Here is a 17,749-nt window from a genome sequence, read left to right as displayed (position 1 = left end):
ATGTATCTTTGCTACATAATTAGGCGCATAGCCTTAAATTTTTGCAGATGCAGTCCAAAAAACCCTCTGATTCCCGAACCATAATGACCGATATGGTACTCCCCAGTGAGACCAATCCGTTGAATAATCTTTTTGGAGGCGAATTGTTGGCTCGAATGGACAGGGCCGCCAGTATCGCCGCCCGTCGTCACAGCAGACGAATCACCGTTACGGCTTCTGTAAATCACGTAGCTTTTAACCAATCCGTTCCCGTAGGTAGTGTCCTTACCGTTGAGGCGGCGGTGTCCAGGGCCTTTACGACTTCCATGGAGGTCTACATTGATGTTTGGATGGAAGACCGCTATAACGGAAAGCGCAGCAAGGCCAATGAGGCCATTTATACCTTTGTTGCCGTAGACGAAACCGGAAAATCTACCGAAGTACCCCCACTTGAACCGGAAAGTGCATTGGAAAAGGAACGTTTTGATGCCGCATTGAGGCGCAAGCAACTTAGTTTGGTATTGGCCGGCAAAATGAAGCCCAAGGACGCCACCGAGTTGAGGGCATTGTTCATGGAATAGACGCTGGGCCTTATTAAAAAATCTTAAAAGTCGAAATTATCCGGATCTGGACCTATACGTTCCCCACGGTCAAAACTATCCAAATACGCAATTTCATCTGCCGTAAGTTCAAAATCGAAAATTGCGGCATTGGCAAGGATGCGCTCCTTTTTGGCCGATTTGGGAATGGTAACTACTCCTTTCTGCAAATCCCACCTTAGTATAATCTGGGCCGCAGATTTATTGTATTTCTGTTCCAATTCTTTGCAAATGTCCAACCGAAACAGCTTTCCTTGCATAAATGGAGACCATGCTTCGTATTGTATCCCTTTTGACGTACAGAAATCAACTAAGCCCTGTTGCACTAAATAGGGATGGAATTCCATTTGATTGACCATAGGTACAACTTCGGCGGTCTGCAATAAATCTTCCAAATGATGTTGCAGAAAATTACTTACCCCTATGGCCTTTATCCGCCCTTCGGCATACAATTTTTCCATAGCACGCCAAGTATCTTTATAGTTTCCGGCAACCGGCCAATGTACCAAATAAAGATCCAGATATTCAAGTTTCAATCGCTTTAGACTATCCTCAAAAGCCCTTAACGTACTTTCATAACCCTGGTCGGAATTCCAGACCTTACTGACCACGAAAACCTCTTCCCTGGCCACCGAACTCTCCTGGATACCTTGGCCTACACCTTCTTCGTTCTTATAGACCGCCGCAGTATCCACATGACGATAACCGGCATCCAATGCCCATCGCACTGCATCGACAGCCTCTTGGTCGTTATCCGACTGATATGTCCCCAATCCGAAATAGGGCATATGTACCCCATTATGTAGTTCAAAAGTTCCTTGTATATCGGTAATAGTGCTCATCCTATATAATTTTAGTTTTTATAATCTATATACCCAGTCTTCGGGATTTAGTTTTGAAGTATCCTTATACAAATAAAATTTGAGACGGGTCTGTCCATTTGACCGATTGGTATAAACCGTGCCCAGTTCCGTTTTTGCAGCAACTCTGTCCCCTTTCCTAACAAAAAGATCGGAGAGGTTGTAATAGGTACTAATAAAATTCCCATGTTTTATTTGAACCCCTTTATTCCCTCCGGGAACGGAAAGAATGGCAATGACCTCACCCTCAAAAATCGCCCTGGCCTTAGCACCTTGTTCCGTAGTTATGATTACTCCATTGCTCTGATGTTTTATCCCCGGATATACGGCATCCTTATAAATCCCAAACCCTTGGCTCTTTATTCCCTTTTCTACAGGCCAAATAAGTTTCCCCTTGTTGGCGGAAAAATTATTGGCCACAATTGTGGCTTCCGGGGTTAAGACAAATTTGTTGATGCCCGTACCGGTTTTGCCAGCCCTTTTGTTGGATGCGGCAATCGCGCTCCGTATCAGTTTTTCAATCTGTTTATCTATTTTACGGGCCTCTCGCTGCTTACTTTCAATAGCGGCAGCATATTTACTTTCATTCTTTCGAATTGATCCCAATAGTTCCTTTTGGGCCTTTATCTCACGCATTAATTGATTCTTGGCCTTTCTATTTTGTGCCAAGAGCACCTCCTTCACTTTTCGTTCCTCGGTAAGATCTTTATTCAAACGGGTTAGTTCATCCGTTTTTTCGAGTATCATTTCTCCCTGTTCCCTACGATAATCGGTATATTGTTTCATATATTGCAACCGCTTAAACGCCTGAAAGAAATTCTCCGCGGAAAACAGGAACATCAATCGGTTCCGTTGGGCCCTATTTTGATAAGACTTCCGGATCATGGTACCGTATTCCTGTTTTAAGGTTTGCAGATTGTCTTTAAGTTTGGCAATATTCCGGATATTGGCGTTGATTTTTCGATTCAACAAATTAGATTGCTGATTGGTCACCTGGATCAACTGTTGGCGCACATTGATTTTTTTGTCCAGAGCTTCCATTTGGTCCAAAACCGTTCCTCTCTGCTTCTTCTCGGCGAACAATAGGCGATTTATTTCCCGTATCTCATTTTGAAGTCTTTCCCGCTTTGCCTCCAATACCTTTTGTTCATTGGTCTGGGCATTTGTCGGCACCATGCAGAGAAGCGAAAACAATACTAAACAAATCCTATATAGCCCGCTATATATCATTCTTGTTCAAAACTATTTCTGTAAAACCTTTTGGTATTTTGTAAGGGAAGTTTAGCTGTTTATTGAATTCCATATTTCGGTATTCAATGTCAATACTACTTGTCTGGGCACTATCAACGGCGGCGACCGTCAACCTTTTAGGTAAAATCCAAGCGCTTACCTTTTGATAGTCCTTGTAGTCTATTTCCAATAGCCGTCTTTTTGAAGGTTGGGACAATTGTTGCGTGGCTATCTTAAAATTTGTGGGTTCTACTTGAAATAATGTTTTGAAGACCGGTAAAGCCTGCTTCGGCTTAAGCTGATAGTTTGCTCGAGCAATGGAAACGTCATATTTTTCCCTACGTAAATCAAAAAGTGCATGGCCCAATAATAGGTTCTGAACGTTGTCAAAATTCAACTCGGTTCCCAGAAGCTCACTTAGATATGAAAAATCCCCGTCAAAATACTCATTCTGTAATTTGTTATAAAAAGAAACCCTAGTGGGCGTAATATAAGCCTTTACCAAGCCTAGGGGAGCACTCATCCATATGGCCTTGTCCTTTTGTATTCGAAGGCTTACATTGACACTTTGAGTAGATTCTCCGTCCGAATAGTCTATTTTGGCCTTTCCACTTAGCGTATTGAAGTTTGTTTGGTTTTGATAATGCTTACGGATTACATTCTTCGCCGATAACTTCTCGTCTATGGAGCCATCTCCAACCACTTTGGCAGATTTGCAGGAAAGTACTAAACACAAAATCACCATAAAGCCTACTCCTGTCCGTGACCTCATCAATTGCAAATTCATAGCTAAAATCCGGGTTTTATCTTACGAAGATACATATTTGCCTTAGAAGTATCGTTCAAAGCGGTGTATGCGGTAACCAACTCTTCATAGAACTTATTGGCCAACGCAACATCATCCAAAATATAGTCCAATGCGGATTCCAATTCCTCTGCTGCCCGCATATGTTCTCCCTTTTTGTTTAAGGCATGGGCCAAGGCATAATAAAAATAAGGTTGTAACGGATAGCTTTCCAAAGCCTCATTTGCCATCTCCTCTAGAGGCAACAAGTCATTGGCCTGAATAAGGGCCTCTATCTTAGTTTTATAGTCCAGTAACGGATCCGAAATAACCATGTTTGCAGTTGCTAGAGGTGTTTTGGCTTTATACGACTTTTGCTTTTCGATCGAGTCTTTAAGTTTAGAGCGCAGTTCTTCTGAAAATGCCGACACTTGGATTTCATCCAATACCTCCAACGCGCTTTCGAAGTTTTTTTGCTTGAAATAGATTAGAGCCAGGTTTTCCCTTAATTGGTTGTTGGCATAGGGAATATTCGGTTTTATGCTTTTTATTGAGCTTCCCTGCTTCAGGATAATATTTACCAAAGTATCCAAATACCAAAGATTTTCAGGTTTTGCGTTCAGCGCATCTATCCCATATTCCTCGGCCAAAGTATATTGTTTGTCAGCTAAGTATACCTTGGCAAGTTCATGATCTATCACGTGACCATCGGTATTCATTTGTCTACACTCCAAGAAAAGGTTTATGGCCTTGTCATAATTCTCGATACTTTTCTGCTTTAAGGCTTCAAAAAACCTCTCCTGGAAAGCATCAGAGTATTCCTCTAAGAATACTTCAGCACTTTCTTCAACTTCTATGGGTTTTTCTTGTGCATAGATTAGAACTGGCATCAAAAGAAGCCCCGTAAAAATCATAGTTATGGACAATACATATTTCATATATCAAACTTCTCGTTTGGCGTATACAGGAAGTAAAAACGATGCTATGTTCTGCATTTCGGTATGGTTACATTCTCAACTTGTTCAATTGGGCTCTCACTTAGTTCCTGTACTTCCAAAGCCCCCGGCCCCACGAACGGTTTCAGATAATTCCGCAACCTTGATCCAATCCGCTCGTTCATGTTTGGCAACAACCATTTGTGCGATTCGTTCCCCATTTTCGACAGTAAAAGGAACATCGGAAATATTTACAAGAATCACGCCAATTTCTCCCCTGTAATCGGCATCAATTGTTCCCGGGGCATTTAATACGGTTATCCCCTTTTTTGCGGCCAATCCGCTTCTGGGACGAACCTGTGCCTCAACCCCTAGGGGAAGTTCTATAAAAAGCCCTGTGGGTATAATGGCCCTCTCTAAAGGTTGTAACGTTTTTGGTTCTGAAATATTGGCCCTTAAATCCATTCCCGCCGATGCTTTTGTTTCATAGTGGGGCATTGGGTGAACCGATTTGTTAATAATCTTAATCTTCATTTTTTAAAAAATATCTGTTTTAATTTATCATTTTCCATCTTGTAAATCAAGCCTAAGAACAATATGAGTAAAATTGATCCCAACAACAGGTTTCTATTGAAAACATAAAAAGACAATGCGGAAAACAGGATAGACAGTCCTAGATAGAATATAATTTTTCTGAAGTTATAGGGGATCGGATAGTACATACGTCCAAAAAAGAAAGACATCATCATCATAGAACCATAGGCTACCAAGGTCGCCACCGCAGATGCCACATATCCAAAACGAGGAATAAACGCCATATTAATTACAATGGTGAGCAAGGCACCTATTAATGATATGTAGGCCCCAATCTTTGTTTTATCAGTTACCTTATACCACACGGACAAATTGTGATAAATTCCCAGAAAAAAACTGGCCAGGACAATAAGGGGTACAATGGACATGGCTTCCCAATAGGCCTCATTACGAACGAAAATAACTTTTAACACATCCGCAAAAACCACTACGGACAATAAAATAATACTTCCTAAAACCACAAAATAATTGGTTACCTGCGCATACGCCTTTTGAGGGTTTTCGGTTTTAAAATGATTAAAAAAGAAAGGTTCTATTCCCATACGAAAAGCGGTGGCGAACAAGGTCATAAAAAGAGCTAATTTGTAGCATGCAGAATACTTTCCCACTTCGCTTTTAGCTATATCCTCCGGTAACAGCCATTCTAAAAGAATACGATCAAAGACTTCATTGATGGTAAATGCCACTCCAGCGATCATGATGGGCAGGGAGTACCGTATCATCTTGTGCCATAGCGCCTTATCAAAAAAGAAAGGCTGTTGCAAATAGAGATGGGACATTAATATAAGCGTTATGCCGCTCGCCACAAGATTGGATATGAATATATATGAAATCTCGAAATTTTCCCGGTACAATCCGCTAAGTAGACTTTCAGGATTGCCCTGGACAATTTTGGGTAGTAACAGAAGAAAGAAGATATTCAATCCAAAGTTTAGGGATACGTTCAAAATTTTTATAACAGCATATCTCGTTGGCCTCTCGTTAGCCCTAAGCCATGCAAATGGAATAATGACCAAGGCGTCCAAAGCAAGAATAAAAATGGCATAGCGAATATATTTGACCTTTATCCCAGTAATTTGAGCCATGCTCTCCTGAAAAAGCAATGCGGCAAGAACAAAAAAGCCTGTGGTTCCCAAGATGGAAAGCAAAGATGTGGAGATAACCTTGTTCTTATCTTCCTCTTGACTATAGAACCGGAAAAAGGCCGTTTCCATGCCGTAGGCCAACAATACATTGAATATGGCGAACCATGCGAAAATAACAGAAACCTCGCCGTAACCTGCAGTATTCAAAAGTGCAGTATAAAGAGGCAATAGCAGAAAGGAAAGCATTCTTGGCAATACAGTGGCCAAGCCATAGATTGCAGTTTGCTTAAATAGTCTTTTAAGTGGATTCAAGGAATCGATGATTGAAATTCAAAAGTACCTATTTCCCTTCTTGTATAAAAGGCCCAGCTTTTTTATGACCATATTTACCCAATCACTCGAAATTTCGCAAGGATAGCGATGAGTAGGACATAATTGGATTCTGCCTAATACTCTCGATTTTAAAATACTTGATTTCACCGTCCTCAAGATATGTCAAAGCGGCTTGTGTCCTCGATATTTTAAAAGGTAACAAGGATTCGTCAAAAATACCTTCATTGCCGTTAGGTGGGCTATCTCCTATACTTGTAGCTGTTTTATGTATGGGGTACTCAGCTATGGCTACCGCACCAATTTTCCGAAGCTCAATTTTCACATTGATTGCTTTACCTCGGTGATACAGCTTTTGCAGGGTAGCTCTTCTTGTATTTAAACTTCGAATGGGTATTATTACATCATACCCTATTTCCTCTGGATTCTCTTCTATAATCCATCTCTGGGCGTAAACCTGCCCCAATCGAAAGGGCAATTCAGTCTTTAACTCCTTTTTGGAGGCACATCCAAATAGAATAAATACAACCGTAATCAAACCATAGATTGGACGTTTCATAGGTACATTGGCAATCGACCTATATATTAATTTTAACAATCAACATACGGACATACCATAAAAAAGGTTACAAAAAAGGGAAACCTCACAAATATAGGGTTTCCTATTTTTTTGAGTTCTTTATACGTAGAAAATATAACTCGCTGCGCCTAATTGTCGGGTGCTTCCGCACTGATGCATTTGGCTCCGCTATCGCTGCGCCTAATTATTGAGTGCTTCCGCACTGATGCATTTGGCTCCGCTATCGCTGCGCCTAATTGTCGGGTGATTCCGCACAGAGGGAATTTGGCTCCGCTAACGCTTCGCCTAATTGTCGGGTGCTTCCGCACAGAGGGAATTTGGCTCCGCTAACGCTTCGCCTAATTGTCGGGTGCTTCCGCACAGAGGGAATTTGGCTCCGCTAACGCTTCGCCTAATTGTCGGGTGCTTCCGCACAGAGGGAATTTGGCTCCGCTAACGCTTCGCCTAATTGTCGGGTGCTTCCGCACAGAGGGAATTTGGCTCCGCTAACGCTTCGCCTAATTGTTGAGTGCTTCCGCACCACCAACAATTTCTAAAATTTCGTTGGTAATTGCCGCCTGTCTGGCCTTATTGTAAGTAAGTTTTAATTGGTCACGTAATTCGGTAGCATTATCCGTGGCCTTATGCATAGCCGTCATACGCGCACCGTGTTCACTAGCAAAGGAATCCCGAACCGCTTTGTATAATTGCGTTTTCAAGGATTTAGGAATCAGCTCTTCCACGATTTCCTCCTTGGAAGGCTCAAAAATGTAATCTGTAACGGATGTCTCGTCCTCCTCGGCAGGGACAATAGGTAAAAACTGCTCCGTCATTACGATCTGAGTGGCAGCATTCTTGAATTTATTATAGACCAATTCAACCCTATCATAAGAACCGCTGGTAAAGTGCTCCATGAGTTCTTCCGCGATAAGGGTTACGCTGTCAAAAGTCAATGTATCATAAACCTCACTATGGTTGGCTATTACATTGAACTTTTTTCCCAAGATATCATTGCCCTTCTTTCCAATGGCCATGAAATCTACCTGCTTGTCCTCATACATGCCATGCAATAAGGAAACGCACTGCTTGATAATATTGGAATTAAAAGCGCCACAGAGTCCACGATTGGAGGTAATGGCTACCACCAATATTTTTTGGACCTCCCTATTATCCGAGAACTTTCCCCCGGCATCAGCATCCAAGCTTGCACTCAAACTTTGCAAAAGCTCCGTAAGCTTATCCGCATAAGGTCGCATTTGGGTAATAGCATCCTGTGCTTTCTTCAACTTGGCCGCCGATACCATTTTCATGGCACTGGTAATTTGCATGGTTGAAGATACCGTCGCTATTCTACTGCGTATTTCCTTTAAGTTCGCCATTATTTAAGTTATGGGTTCGGAGTACTAGATTATCGGATTTAGTATTACCACTACAGTCCGTACGGGCACTCCACACTTCTACTTCACTAACTTCTATATTTTCCGGACAAATCTTTGGCCAAGGTCGTTAACGTATCCGTTACCTCATCGGTTAATTTACCTGCCTTAAGGGTATCCAGAACATCGCGGTGCTTTGCGTTTAGAAGTTCCAGGTAATCCCTTTCAAACTCTTTTACCTTTTCAACGGGTACGTCACGCAACAAATTCTTGGAACCTATATAGATAATCGCTACCTGATCCTCGACAGTAAATGGATCGTTCTGGGCCTGTTTCAATATTTCAACGTTTCTACGCCCTTTTTCGATTACGTTTAAGGTAGCGGCATCCAAATCAGATCCAAATTTGGCAAAAGCTTCCAATTCGCGGAATTGCGCCTGATCTAATTTCAAGGTTCCAGCTACTTTTTTCATGGATTTTATCTGCGCCGAACCTCCAACACGGGAAACAGAAATACCCACGTTAATTGCTGGCCGAACTCCTTGGTTAAAAAGGTCTTGTTCCAAAAATATCTGTCCATCCGTAATGGAAATTACATTGGTAGGGATGTATGCGGATACATCTCCTGCCTGTGTTTCTATTATCGGCAATGCCGTTAAGGAGCCTCCCCCCTTTACCATTGGCTTCAGAGGTTCCGGTAAATCATTCATGTTTTGTGCGATCGCATCATCATTGATGACCTTGGCGGCACGTTCCAACAATCTGGAATGCAAATAGAATACATCCCCAGGGTAGGCCTCACGTCCTGGTGGCCTTCTCAACAATAGGGAAACTTCCCGATATGCTACGGCCTGCTTGGAAAGGTCATCATATATAATCAATGCGGGACGGCCGGTATCCCTAAAATACTCACCGATAGCTGCTCCCGCAAAAGGTGCATACACCTGCATGGGTGCCGGGTCGGAGGCATTGGCGGCTACAATGGTCGTATAGGCCAAAGCGCCTTTATCCTCCAAAGTTTTCGCTATAGCCGCAACCGTTGATGCCTTCTGCCCTATGGCCACGTAGATACAATACACAGGTTCACCGGCGTCATAGAACTCTTTCTGGTTAATAATCGTATCTATACAAACTGTGGTTTTACCAGTTTGACGGTCGCCAATTACAAGCTCCCTCTGTCCTCTTCCGATAGGTATCATGGCGTCAACCGCCTTGACCCCAGTTTGAAGAGGTTCGTTAACCGGTTGTCGGAAAATAACCCCAGGTGCTTTTCTTTCCAAAGGCATTTCATAGAGCTCGCCGGAAATAGCGCCTTTACCATCAATAGGTAATCCCAAGGTATCCACAACCCGACCAACAATGCCTTCTCCCACATTAATGGAGGCGATACGCTGGGTACGTTTTACTGTCGCACCTTCCTTGATTTCCTTTGAGGGACCTAATAATACCACCCCAACGTTGTCTTCTTCCAGGTTCAAAACGATGCCTTCCAATCCACCTTCAAATTCAACCAATTCTCCATACTGAGCATTGGAAAGCCCATATACACGGGCTATACCGTCCCCTACCTGTAGTACAGTACCCACTTCGTCCAAGGTAGCGGTAGCTTCAAATCCTGATAATTGCTTCTTTAATATCGCCGATACTTCAGCGGCTTTTACTCCTGCCATTTTTTTTAGATGTAAGAGGTAAGACAAAAGACGTTAGCATATCCGTTGCCTTAACTTCGTTTTATAGACTATTCGTAAATTCTCGTTTAATATTGTTCAATTTATTGGCGATACTGGCATCGTATTGCAAATCGCCTACGCGAAGGACAAACCCTCCAATTATGCTATCATCAACTGTATTCTTAAGGGTTACCTTGTTTCCTGTAATCTGACCAAGCTGTTTTAATACTTTCTTTTCCAGTGTTTTGGTCAATGGAACCGCAGTGGTCACAAAAGCTACATCTTCACCTTTTAGCCTCTCATTTAAGATGATGTATTTAAGCGCGACTTCATTAAGCATATCGATTCTCCTATTGTCCACCAACAAGTTGATCAAACCTTCCGTGATAGCGTGACTTCCCTTAAAAACGGCCAATATCACTTTCTTTTTGGCATTGCCCCTAACAATAGGGCTACCCAATAAGTCTTTAAGTTCTTTGTTCTCGAAAACGGTCTGCGTTATTGTACGCATATCCTTTTCCACGGCATCCGTGGCCTTATCCTCCACTGCCAAATCCAAAATTGCCTTGGCGTATCGTATAGCCGCTCTAGAATCGTTCATTCCGGATTAGTTCAATTTAATATCGCCCAACATATCGTCAACCATCTTCAATTGCTTGTCCTTGTTGGAGAGTTGTTCCTTAATCACTTTCTCGGCAATTTCAACGGATAGCTCAGCTACTTGATTTTTGATATCGGCTACCGCTGCTTTCTTTTCACTTTCAATTGTTGCCTGGGCCTGCTTAATCATCTTATCCCCCTCAATCTTGGCCTGCTCTTTGGAATCAGCAATCATCTTATCCTTAATTTCCCTTGCCTCTTTCAACATGGCCTCCCGTTCATTTCGGGCATCTTGTAAAAGCTTTTCACTGTCCGCAGTTACATTTTGCATTTCCTTTTTGGCCTCTTCGGCAGCGGCCAATGCATTTTTTATGCCTTCTTCACGATCGTTGACCGCGTCCAAAATCGGCTTCCATGCATATTTGCGGAGCAATAACAACAATAGGATGAACAGTAGGGTCAACCAAACGAACAATCCCAGCGAAAACTCATTTATCAATTTCTCCATAATCTTGTTTTAAAGCAATTTTTAAACTTAAAGCTTAGGCCGCAACCAACCGTTACGGCCTTTGCAAGATTTGTAGATTTACACCGCAAATAATGCAGCAAAACCAATACCTTCAATAAGCGCTGCTGCAATCAACATTGCCGTTTGAATTTTTCCGTAAGCTTCAGGCTGACGTGCAATAGCCTCCATGGCAGATCCACCGATCCTACCAATACCAAGACCAACACCGATAACTACCAAACCTGCACCTACCATAATTGGAATTTCCATAATCTATCTAGTTTAAAAATTAAAAATTCAATTTAAAGTTCCCCCGCTTATAAGGGAGCTACATATTACTATTTACAAATGGGCCAACTCCGGCTCATCTTCATGCTCATGATGATCATGTTCCTCAGAGGCAAAACCGAAATACAAGGCCGACAACATAGTGAAAATATAAGCCTGTAGCAATGCCACAAGAACCTCGATCAATGAAATGGCAAACGCCAAGGCAAACGATAATGGACTCCCCAACCAACTTTTGAAAAGGAACATAAGCCCGATTAAGCTCATTAAAACAATATGGCCTGCCTGCATATTGGCATACAAACGAATCAAAAGCGAAAAGGGTTTAATAATCAATCCCAATAATTCTATGGGCACCAATATGATATACAAGGGTACTTTTGCATACCAGGGCATGGTATCCCCTAAAGGGTCGAATAGGTGTTTCCAATAGTCCTTTGTTCCCGTAAAGTTTGTAATCAAGAAGGTCAACAAGGCCAATCCAAAAGTTATGGCTATGTTTCCGGTTACATTGATTCCTAATGGGGTTAAACCAAAAATGTTCAGGAACCATATAAAAAAGAATATGGTCAATAGAAAGGGCATATACTTTCTATAGTGCTTCTCCCCAATATTGGGTCTCGCAATATCATCCCTTATATACAATACTATAGGTTCAAAGAAGCGACCTACTCCCTTGGGAATCCCCCCATTTTTGGCGTAAGACCTCGCCAAGCTGGTAAACAGCCAAAACATCAAAAGTCCCGTGATAAAAATCATGGCCACATTCTTGGTAATGGAAAAGTCCAGGGGTTTTATATTGGTGGGATGTTCTTCCGCATCATAATTAATGGTTCCCTGGGCATCGGTCCTATATATTTTGCCGTGGTAAAGCTTATAATAGTTTCCGTCCGCTTCGGCAAGCTCTTCCCCATGATGAAATTTGGAGGACGAGAATACTTTAAGCCCATCATCCCATAAAATGACCGGCAATGGGAGGCCTACATAAACATGTTCCCCATTTTCCTTAGTGTAGGAGAACAGAGAAAAATCATGGGAATCCAGTAGGTGATGTTGAATATATTCCTTAATCTCGGTCTTAAGGTCTTTCTGTGGTTCGTCCGAGTGTTGCTCCTTGTCTTTTCCGAACATGTTCGCACTCAATAAAAGTGCCGTGGCCAAAAGAAAATTTGCAAAGTATGTCTTTTGCATAAAGCTCTAAAGTATCGGTCTCTAAAAATCGGTGCAAATGTAAGGTATTCCATTAAAAAGAAAAAAGCTTTTAAGCGTTTATTTCGGAGTGTATTAAGAAAAGAAAATCAAGACATTTTTTGAAGCATTTTGGCCGTAAAAACAGTTTCCATAATTAGACAAATCGCATAGGGCACAAAGAAAGCGGCGAACTCCAATTTGTCCATGTCACCATCAATCTTATACGAGGGATAGAAGACAATAAAAAAAACGATGAACTTTAAGAAACTGCCCGCCATAAAAAGAAAACCGATGCTGTTCTTTAACTTTTTTCGAAAGACGTAAAGTAAAATGAATATTGCTGCCGCCAAAAGGCCGTTAACAAGATAGGACCATACCAACATATTGCCATAAGGAGGAAATCCCGAGCTGCGTAGAAGGGCAACATGTACAAAAAAAAGAAGTCCCAATACTGCTATTAGGACTATAAGAAATTGAATTATGGGATTGGTTTTGGACATAATCAATATTCGATCCGTTTTAATTGTCGCAAAACTATCCAAATTGAAACAGCTACGCCAAAAATTGTGGATATGGCTGTAAAAATTCTTTTCTCGGTCTCGTAATGTTGATCCAACCAGATACCGCCTTTGGCAGCCAGAAAAATAATGGCCCCCATTTGAAAGGCAATACCTGAAAGCATTGCTACATTCTTTAGGGTGTTTTTCTTTTTAGGAAACTTTTGCCCGCTCATTACTGGTGCTGGAACTACCTACTGAGGACTTATAGCCACTGGAGGCTGTACTACTTGTACTGGAACTGCTACTACTGGAGCTAGGGCTACTGATGCTACTTAGGGAACCGCCCTTTCCTTTCATGCTACAAGAGGCATTAAAAGCAGCTCCGGGCTCTACGGCCAATTTGGAAACGGAAACCGTTCCTTCAATAACCGCCGAGGATTTTAGTGAAAGTAGATCGGAAACAAGAAGTTCTCCATTGAAGCTTCCTTCAATATCCGCATTTACACATTCCACTTTCCCTTTAATGAGACCGTCTTTTCCAATAACCACTTTTCCGGAAGTTTTTACATTTCCATCCAATTTGCCATCGATCCTAAAGTCTGCTTCGGAAACGATGTCTCCTTTGATCCTGGTGTTTTTTTCAATTCTGTTGGGCTGTCCACTGATTTCGTTCATAGTTCTAGGTTTTTTGTTGTCTGAAAACATTGTTGTTCATGGTTTTGGGGTTAACAATTTATTTCTATATTCCTCTACATTTTTATGTACTTGAAGGATTTTATAGTTGGAAGATAAAATTACAAAATTCTCATTATCAACCTTGTAATCCTTGTTAATATTTAGCAATTCCACATAGCCTAAGGCAAAATCCTTGGATTTAAAGCCATGTACTACTACAAATTGATCTTCTAGATTGTATACATCTTTGGAAACAATGTTCCTGTACTTCAAATCCTTGATCGATTTCTTTAACTTCTCCAATAGTTTTTGGGCCGCTTCGTCATTTTTCCTTTTGAACGGAAAAACAACCTTCCAATTTCCAGCACCCGAAGATCCAATTTCAGGGGAAAATTCCTTAGGCTCCAACTTGGGCAATTGTTCGGCTACCATTTGTTCCGCCTTTTTACCCTCTGGATTATTAGGGTATGTTAAGGCAACATAATTCAATGCCTCCTTAAAGGGTTCATATCCTTGCAGCCTGCCTATGGCATTGGCCTTGAGCATTTCAAATTTTGGCACAATAGGGTCTCCGGTATATCTATTGATATTCTCTTCCGCCCCGGTGATTACTTTTAGGAATTCCTGATTCTTATACTGTTTGTATAAGTCGGCATAGCGGGCATCCGGGCTATCCGAACTGCCAGTCAGAATGGCTTGCGGATTCAACAAAATCTCGGCATATCTGGAATCCCCATGGTTTTGAATAATATTCTGTTTCATTTCGGCCGCCAACGTGCTCCCTTCTTCTTCATAAATCTTGTACAAGTTGTACTTTGAAGGAAGAACCAAACGTTCCTCAGGATTCGACTTTAATACATCCTCCAACTTTCCGGCAGCTAATAGATTCTCTTTGAACTTTTCCTTGTAAATAAGGCCCAACTGATAATTGGCAAAGTTCCTTTCACTACTAAGACTATCAATAACCAAAACATCCTTGGGAACCCGCTCCATATAAAAATCAAGGTCGTATTTTTCATCTCCAATGGGTTCATCGGAAATAGCTGTTCCGTCAGCTAACAGTTCACCTGTAGCCTCCGACGGCAGGGCTCTACTTTTATTGCTCCAACGCCAGTCATCCTCTAATTGGCGGTTACCCCATTTGGTGTTAAAATCGTTCTTGCCGTAGCCTAAACTCGTTATATTATAAAAATAGAATTTTCCTTTGTTTTCCTTGCCGCCCTTACTTTTAACAAAGGAAGCAAAACCAGCTGTTATCCGTTCCTCTTCCTTTTTTGCCGCCTCCTCTTCCGCTTTTCTTATCTCGGCGATGTAGTTTTCAAAATAGGCTATCTGTTCATCCTTGGGCATCTTATACAGCGTGATGACACTGTCCGCATACTGTACTATGTCTTCATAGGTAATGACATCTTCCAAATTGTCCAATTTCTTTTTGACGGATCGATACTTCTTGGTGTTTTCCGGCAGATTGGTCAGAACACTATCGTAATATGCCCCGGCTACCTTATAATTGTTGCCATCAAAATTATATTCCGCCAGGTTTTCGTAGTTGAGCGCATTCAACTTTGGTTCGTTTTGTGTGGCACGAAGCGATTTGTTGAAGTACAACAGGGCAAGGCTATCAGAACCCCGATCCAAATGAAACTCGGCAACCTGTCTATAAATCTTGTCTAGAAATGGTCTGTTTTCCCTATTCTCTTCCAAATCTGTTAGGTACTCTAAGAGCTCTTCCTCGTTTTCCGGATTGATTTCTATATTTCGGATTTTCTGGATTTCAGCATTGATCATATAGACCCTTGGCGACTTTCTATTCAATTCTATGACCTTGTCAAAAGCGTAGTTGGCACTATCCTTATGGCCTAATTGATTGTATAACTGTCCAATAATGTAGTAATAGCGTCCCTTTTCAGGGTTCTTTTTGGTATAGTAGGATGCTATCTTTAGTTGTTGTATGGCCGTATCCGGTGCATTAAGATTAATATAGGCCTGGGCCATCATTGCTCTTGCATCGGCATAGTCCTGGTCCTTAAGCTCCTCCAGTTTCATTAAACGTTTTAGGTTCTTTATGGCCAGCTCCTCGTTTTCTAGGCGAATATTGACTTTTTCCCGCCAAATATGGGCTTCGTTCAGCTTATCGCTGTAAGTATACTTTCGTATCACATAGTTGAATGCCTCCAAGGCCGGAATATATCGCTGATCAAAATAACGGGCTTTGCCCAATAAGAGAAAAGCTTCGTCCGTTTGTGGATTGCGCTCCTCATCCTTAATGTCCATACTGTGTTTCTGGATTGCCTTGGTTGCCTTGTCCTCGGCTATGATGAAGTTGGGATTGTTGTCCTCGGAATCCAGTTTTATTTCATCGGTAACTTCCAAACGTTCAATGGGAAGAATTTCCCAATAGTCGTCCTTATAACTTGCATTTAGCTCTTCCCTACCTTGTTCGAATGCAATATTGCCATTGTACAGCACATTGTATTTTGTATTGAGTGCATGCCAATTACGATTGATAAATGCATCTTTTTTGGTAGAGCAAGCGCTAAAAACCATGCCCCCCAGCAGTGTAAAAAGAATAAGCTTATAATGAAGTTTCAAAATTCCGATTGTACTTACATAAGGTTAACTTAAAAACAACGGGATTATTATGTAGTTGGTCGATAAAAAGTAAAAAAGAAAGGGGCTGGCCCAGATTGGTAAATCCTCAGTATTAATCAAAAAAATAAAGGATATTCCCTTACATGAAGGAAAACAGGTGAGTCATAACAGACTATACGGTCCATACCATTACGGAGTTGCCCGGTGCAGGATGCCTATATGAATTGTTTATAGGTAATTTACAGTAGAACATCGGGGGAAACCACATTGTCAATATCAAGACCAAATTTAGAATGAACCAGGTGGTCTGTTTTTAAAAAAAATGTCTTCTACAAAAGATTTCAAGATTCGATTGCTCAATATGTCCCTTACCACGCCGTAGGACTACGGAAATCAGAGAAGTTTCTATTGTATTTATTCTTATACGCCACTGGGGAAAGTCCCACATACTTTTTGAAAATAGTCCGAAAGGCCTTTTGATCGGTATATCCCACTTGGTACATAACCTCGTTTACGTTATTTTGGGTAGATTCAAAACTCCGTTTTGCCCACTCTATCTTAACGCGTTGAATATACTCCAAAGGGGTGTTCTGTGTGGCTTTTTTAAATCGACGTACAAAATTACGTCTACTAATAGCATGTTTTTTTGCCAAATTTTCAACCGAGATTTTCTCCGCCACATTACCTTCAATATATTTTTGGGCTTGCCGTATGGCTTCATCCTCATGGTCTTTCTGGGCTTGGAATATCGCAAACTGATTTTGATTTTCCCTGTCAAAATCGATTTCGAAAAATTTGGAGATGTAGATTGCCGGCCCCCGGCCACAGTACTTTTCAATCAAGTGCAACATCAGGTTCAAAAAAGAAAATGCCCCTCCGCTCGTATAAATCCCATCTTCATCGGTTACTACTTTATTTGAGACCAAATTTACTTGGGGATACATCTTTTTAAACAGATCCATTCCCGCCCAATGGGTTGCACATTGTTTGCCATCCACCAATCCGGTCCGGGCCAATACAAAAGCACCCATACACATGCTGGCCACCTCAGCCCGGTGTTTGTTGCGCTGTTCCAATATCCACGGCACAAAGTCTTGATTTTGATCCAAGTCTTCATTCAACTTGTCCGGTCTTAACGCGGGGATTAAAATCAAATCTGTCTTTTTAATATCATCTATTGTACTATCGCAATGGATACTGAACAATCCATGGTAGAGCGACAAGTCTTTTTCGAGACCTACCAAATGCACTTCAAAAAAATCATCTTCCCGGGCGCCGGTCTGTTTCAAAAACTGGTTGGTGGCCAACAACACCTTAAACGTTCCTATTACATTACTCAAAATAGCATTGCCCTTTGGGACCAAAATACTTACGTGTTTCATATGTTATTTTTT

Annotated in this window: 19 protein-coding genes; 1 reads left to right on the top strand and 18 read right to left on the bottom strand. The window is 41.6% G+C overall.

The genetic code is table 11. The annotated features are described in order from the left end of the window. Window positions 1–47: 47 nt before the first annotated feature. A complete protein-coding gene (locus ACP2AF_RS05375) occupies window positions 48–560 on the top strand; it encodes an acyl-CoA thioesterase (RefSeq protein ID WP_425235212.1) in 513 nt (170 codons plus the stop codon). Between the two features lie 23 nt (window positions 561–583). Here the strand turns inward: ACP2AF_RS05375 and ACP2AF_RS05370 are convergent, their stop codons facing one another. The 18 genes from ACP2AF_RS05370 to ACP2AF_RS05285 form a co-directional block, all read right to left on the bottom strand. After that, on the bottom strand, window positions 584–1,420 hold the full coding sequence (locus ACP2AF_RS05370; protein ID WP_425235211.1) for an aldo/keto reductase: 837 nt from the start codon (window positions 1,418–1,420) through the stop codon (window positions 584–586). An 18-nt stretch (window positions 1,421–1,438) separates the two neighbouring features. Beyond that, entirely contained in the window at window positions 1,439–2,614 is a 1,176-nt protein-coding gene (locus ACP2AF_RS05365) for a murein hydrolase activator EnvC family protein (RefSeq protein WP_425235210.1), read from the bottom strand. A 43-nt stretch (window positions 2,615–2,657) separates the two neighbouring features. Then, on the bottom strand, window positions 2,658–3,455 hold the full coding sequence (locus tag ACP2AF_RS05360; RefSeq protein WP_425235209.1) for a DUF4292 domain-containing protein: 798 nt from the start codon (window positions 3,453–3,455) through the stop codon (window positions 2,658–2,660). A 2-nt stretch (window positions 3,456–3,457) separates the two neighbouring features. After that, window positions 3,458–4,390 carry a tetratricopeptide repeat protein gene (locus tag ACP2AF_RS05355; RefSeq protein WP_425235208.1) on the bottom strand — a complete coding sequence of 311 codons (933 nt, stop codon included), beginning with the start codon at window positions 4,388–4,390 and terminating at the stop codon, window positions 3,458–3,460. 96 nt (window positions 4,391–4,486) lie between these two features. Further along, complete coding sequence (gene dut / locus ACP2AF_RS05350; protein ID WP_425235207.1) at window positions 4,487–4,921, bottom strand: dUTP diphosphatase; 435 nt, start codon at window positions 4,919–4,921, stop codon at window positions 4,487–4,489. After that, window positions 4,918–6,378 (bottom strand): lipopolysaccharide biosynthesis protein, encoded by a 1,461-nt coding sequence (locus ACP2AF_RS05345; RefSeq protein ID WP_425235206.1) that lies wholly within the window; start codon window positions 6,376–6,378, stop codon window positions 4,918–4,920. Before ACP2AF_RS05345 ends, dut begins: the two co-directional genes overlap by 4 nt. 82 nt (window positions 6,379–6,460) lie before the next feature. Further along, window positions 6,461–6,955 (bottom strand): hypothetical protein, encoded by a 495-nt coding sequence (locus ACP2AF_RS05340; RefSeq protein WP_425235205.1) that lies wholly within the window; start codon window positions 6,953–6,955, stop codon window positions 6,461–6,463. Between the two features lie 518 nt (window positions 6,956–7,473). Further along, window positions 7,474–8,334: an ATP synthase F1 subunit gamma gene (gene atpG, locus ACP2AF_RS05335; protein ID WP_425235204.1), complete on the bottom strand. Its 861-nt coding sequence runs from the start codon at window positions 8,332–8,334 to the stop codon at window positions 7,474–7,476. Window positions 8,335–8,420: 86 nt separating this feature from the next. Beyond that, window positions 8,421–10,001, bottom strand: a complete 1,581-nt coding sequence (gene atpA, locus ACP2AF_RS05330) for a F0F1 ATP synthase subunit alpha (RefSeq protein WP_425235203.1) — start codon at window positions 9,999–10,001, stop codon at window positions 8,421–8,423. A 61-nt stretch (window positions 10,002–10,062) separates the two neighbouring features. Beyond that, window positions 10,063–10,602 (bottom strand): ATP synthase F1 subunit delta, encoded by a 540-nt coding sequence (gene atpH / locus ACP2AF_RS05325; protein WP_425235202.1) that lies wholly within the window; start codon window positions 10,600–10,602, stop codon window positions 10,063–10,065. Window positions 10,603–10,608: 6 nt separating this feature from the next. Continuing rightward, on the bottom strand, window positions 10,609–11,109 hold the full coding sequence (locus tag ACP2AF_RS05320; protein WP_425235201.1) for a F0F1 ATP synthase subunit B: 501 nt from the start codon (window positions 11,107–11,109) through the stop codon (window positions 10,609–10,611). A 78-nt stretch (window positions 11,110–11,187) separates the two neighbouring features. Beyond that, a complete protein-coding gene (gene atpE / locus ACP2AF_RS05315; protein ID WP_299533765.1) occupies window positions 11,188–11,379 on the bottom strand; it encodes an ATP synthase F0 subunit C in 192 nt (63 codons plus the stop codon). Window positions 11,380–11,451: 72 nt separating this feature from the next. Next, window positions 11,452–12,588, bottom strand: coding sequence for a F0F1 ATP synthase subunit A (atpB, locus tag ACP2AF_RS05310; RefSeq protein ID WP_425235200.1), 1,137 nt, complete (start codon window positions 12,586–12,588; stop codon window positions 11,452–11,454). A gap of 107 nt (window positions 12,589–12,695) precedes the next feature. Beyond that, window positions 12,696–13,088, bottom strand: coding sequence for a DUF6168 family protein (locus tag ACP2AF_RS05305; protein ID WP_425235199.1), 393 nt, complete (start codon window positions 13,086–13,088; stop codon window positions 12,696–12,698). 2 nt (window positions 13,089–13,090) lie between these two features. Beyond that, window positions 13,091–13,270: an AtpZ/AtpI family protein gene (locus tag ACP2AF_RS05300; RefSeq protein ID WP_425235198.1), complete on the bottom strand. Its 180-nt coding sequence runs from the start codon at window positions 13,268–13,270 to the stop codon at window positions 13,091–13,093. Window positions 13,271–13,298: 28 nt separating this feature from the next. Further along, window positions 13,299–13,793: a bactofilin family protein gene (locus tag ACP2AF_RS05295; protein WP_425235197.1), complete on the bottom strand. Its 495-nt coding sequence runs from the start codon at window positions 13,791–13,793 to the stop codon at window positions 13,299–13,301. A gap of 6 nt (window positions 13,794–13,799) precedes the next feature. Continuing rightward, complete coding sequence (locus tag ACP2AF_RS05290) at window positions 13,800–16,355, bottom strand: hypothetical protein (RefSeq protein WP_425235196.1); 2,556 nt, start codon at window positions 16,353–16,355, stop codon at window positions 13,800–13,802. A gap of 368 nt (window positions 16,356–16,723) precedes the next feature. Further along, window positions 16,724–17,737: a GlxA family transcriptional regulator gene (locus ACP2AF_RS05285; protein WP_425235195.1), complete on the bottom strand. Its 1,014-nt coding sequence runs from the start codon at window positions 17,735–17,737 to the stop codon at window positions 16,724–16,726. Between the last annotated feature and the right edge of the window lie 12 nt (window positions 17,738–17,749).

The organism is Ulvibacterium sp., from assembly GCF_965248315.1.
Lineage (GTDB): Bacteria > Bacteroidota > Bacteroidia > Flavobacteriales > Flavobacteriaceae > Ulvibacterium.
The sequence above is the reverse complement of the archived record's forward strand: the minus strand, read 5'-3'. Positions and strand labels throughout refer to the sequence as shown.

Excerpts from the sequence above, each read along its gene's own strand:
- ACP2AF_RS05375 (WP_425235212.1), top strand. The coding sequence starts at position 48 with ATGCAGTCCAAAAAACCCTCTGATTCCCGAACCATAATGACCGATATG.
- ACP2AF_RS05370 (WP_425235211.1), bottom strand. The coding sequence starts at position 1,420 with ATGAGCACTATTACCGATATACAAGGAACTTTTGAACTACATAATGGG.
- ACP2AF_RS05365 (WP_425235210.1), bottom strand. The coding sequence starts at position 2,614 with ATGGTGCCGACAAATGCCCAGACCAATGAACAAAAGGTATTGGAGGCA.
- ACP2AF_RS05360 (WP_425235209.1), bottom strand. The coding sequence starts at position 3,455 with ATGAATTTGCAATTGATGAGGTCACGGACAGGAGTAGGCTTTATGGTG.
- ACP2AF_RS05355 (WP_425235208.1), bottom strand. The coding sequence starts at position 4,390 with ATGAAATATGTATTGTCCATAACTATGATTTTTACGGGGCTTCTTTTG.
- dut (WP_425235207.1), bottom strand. The coding sequence starts at position 4,921 with ATGAAGATTAAGATTATTAACAAATCGGTTCACCCAATGCCCCACTAT.
- ACP2AF_RS05340 (WP_425235205.1), bottom strand. The coding sequence starts at position 6,955 with ATGAAACGTCCAATCTATGGTTTGATTACGGTTGTATTTATTCTATTT.
- atpG (WP_425235204.1), bottom strand. The coding sequence starts at position 8,334 with ATGGCGAACTTAAAGGAAATACGCAGTAGAATAGCGACGGTATCTTCA.
- atpA (WP_425235203.1), bottom strand. The coding sequence starts at position 10,001 with ATGGCAGGAGTAAAAGCCGCTGAAGTATCGGCGATATTAAAGAAGCAA.
- atpH (WP_425235202.1), bottom strand. The coding sequence starts at position 10,602 with ATGAACGATTCTAGAGCGGCTATACGATACGCCAAGGCAATTTTGGAT.
- ACP2AF_RS05320 (WP_425235201.1), bottom strand. The coding sequence starts at position 11,109 with ATGGAGAAATTGATAAATGAGTTTTCGCTGGGATTGTTCGTTTGGTTG.
- atpE (WP_299533765.1), bottom strand. The coding sequence starts at position 11,379 with ATGGAAATTCCAATTATGGTAGGTGCAGGTTTGGTAGTTATCGGTGTT.
- atpB (WP_425235200.1), bottom strand. The coding sequence starts at position 12,588 with ATGCAAAAGACATACTTTGCAAATTTTCTTTTGGCCACGGCACTTTTA.
- ACP2AF_RS05305 (WP_425235199.1), bottom strand. The coding sequence starts at position 13,088 with ATGTCCAAAACCAATCCCATAATTCAATTTCTTATAGTCCTAATAGCA.
- ACP2AF_RS05300 (WP_425235198.1), bottom strand. The coding sequence starts at position 13,270 with ATGCTTTCAGGTATTGCCTTTCAAATGGGGGCCATTATTTTTCTGGCT.
- ACP2AF_RS05295 (WP_425235197.1), bottom strand. The coding sequence starts at position 13,793 with ATGTTTTCAGACAACAAAAAACCTAGAACTATGAACGAAATCAGTGGA.
- ACP2AF_RS05285 (WP_425235195.1), bottom strand. The coding sequence starts at position 17,737 with ATGAAACACGTAAGTATTTTGGTCCCAAAGGGCAATGCTATTTTGAGT.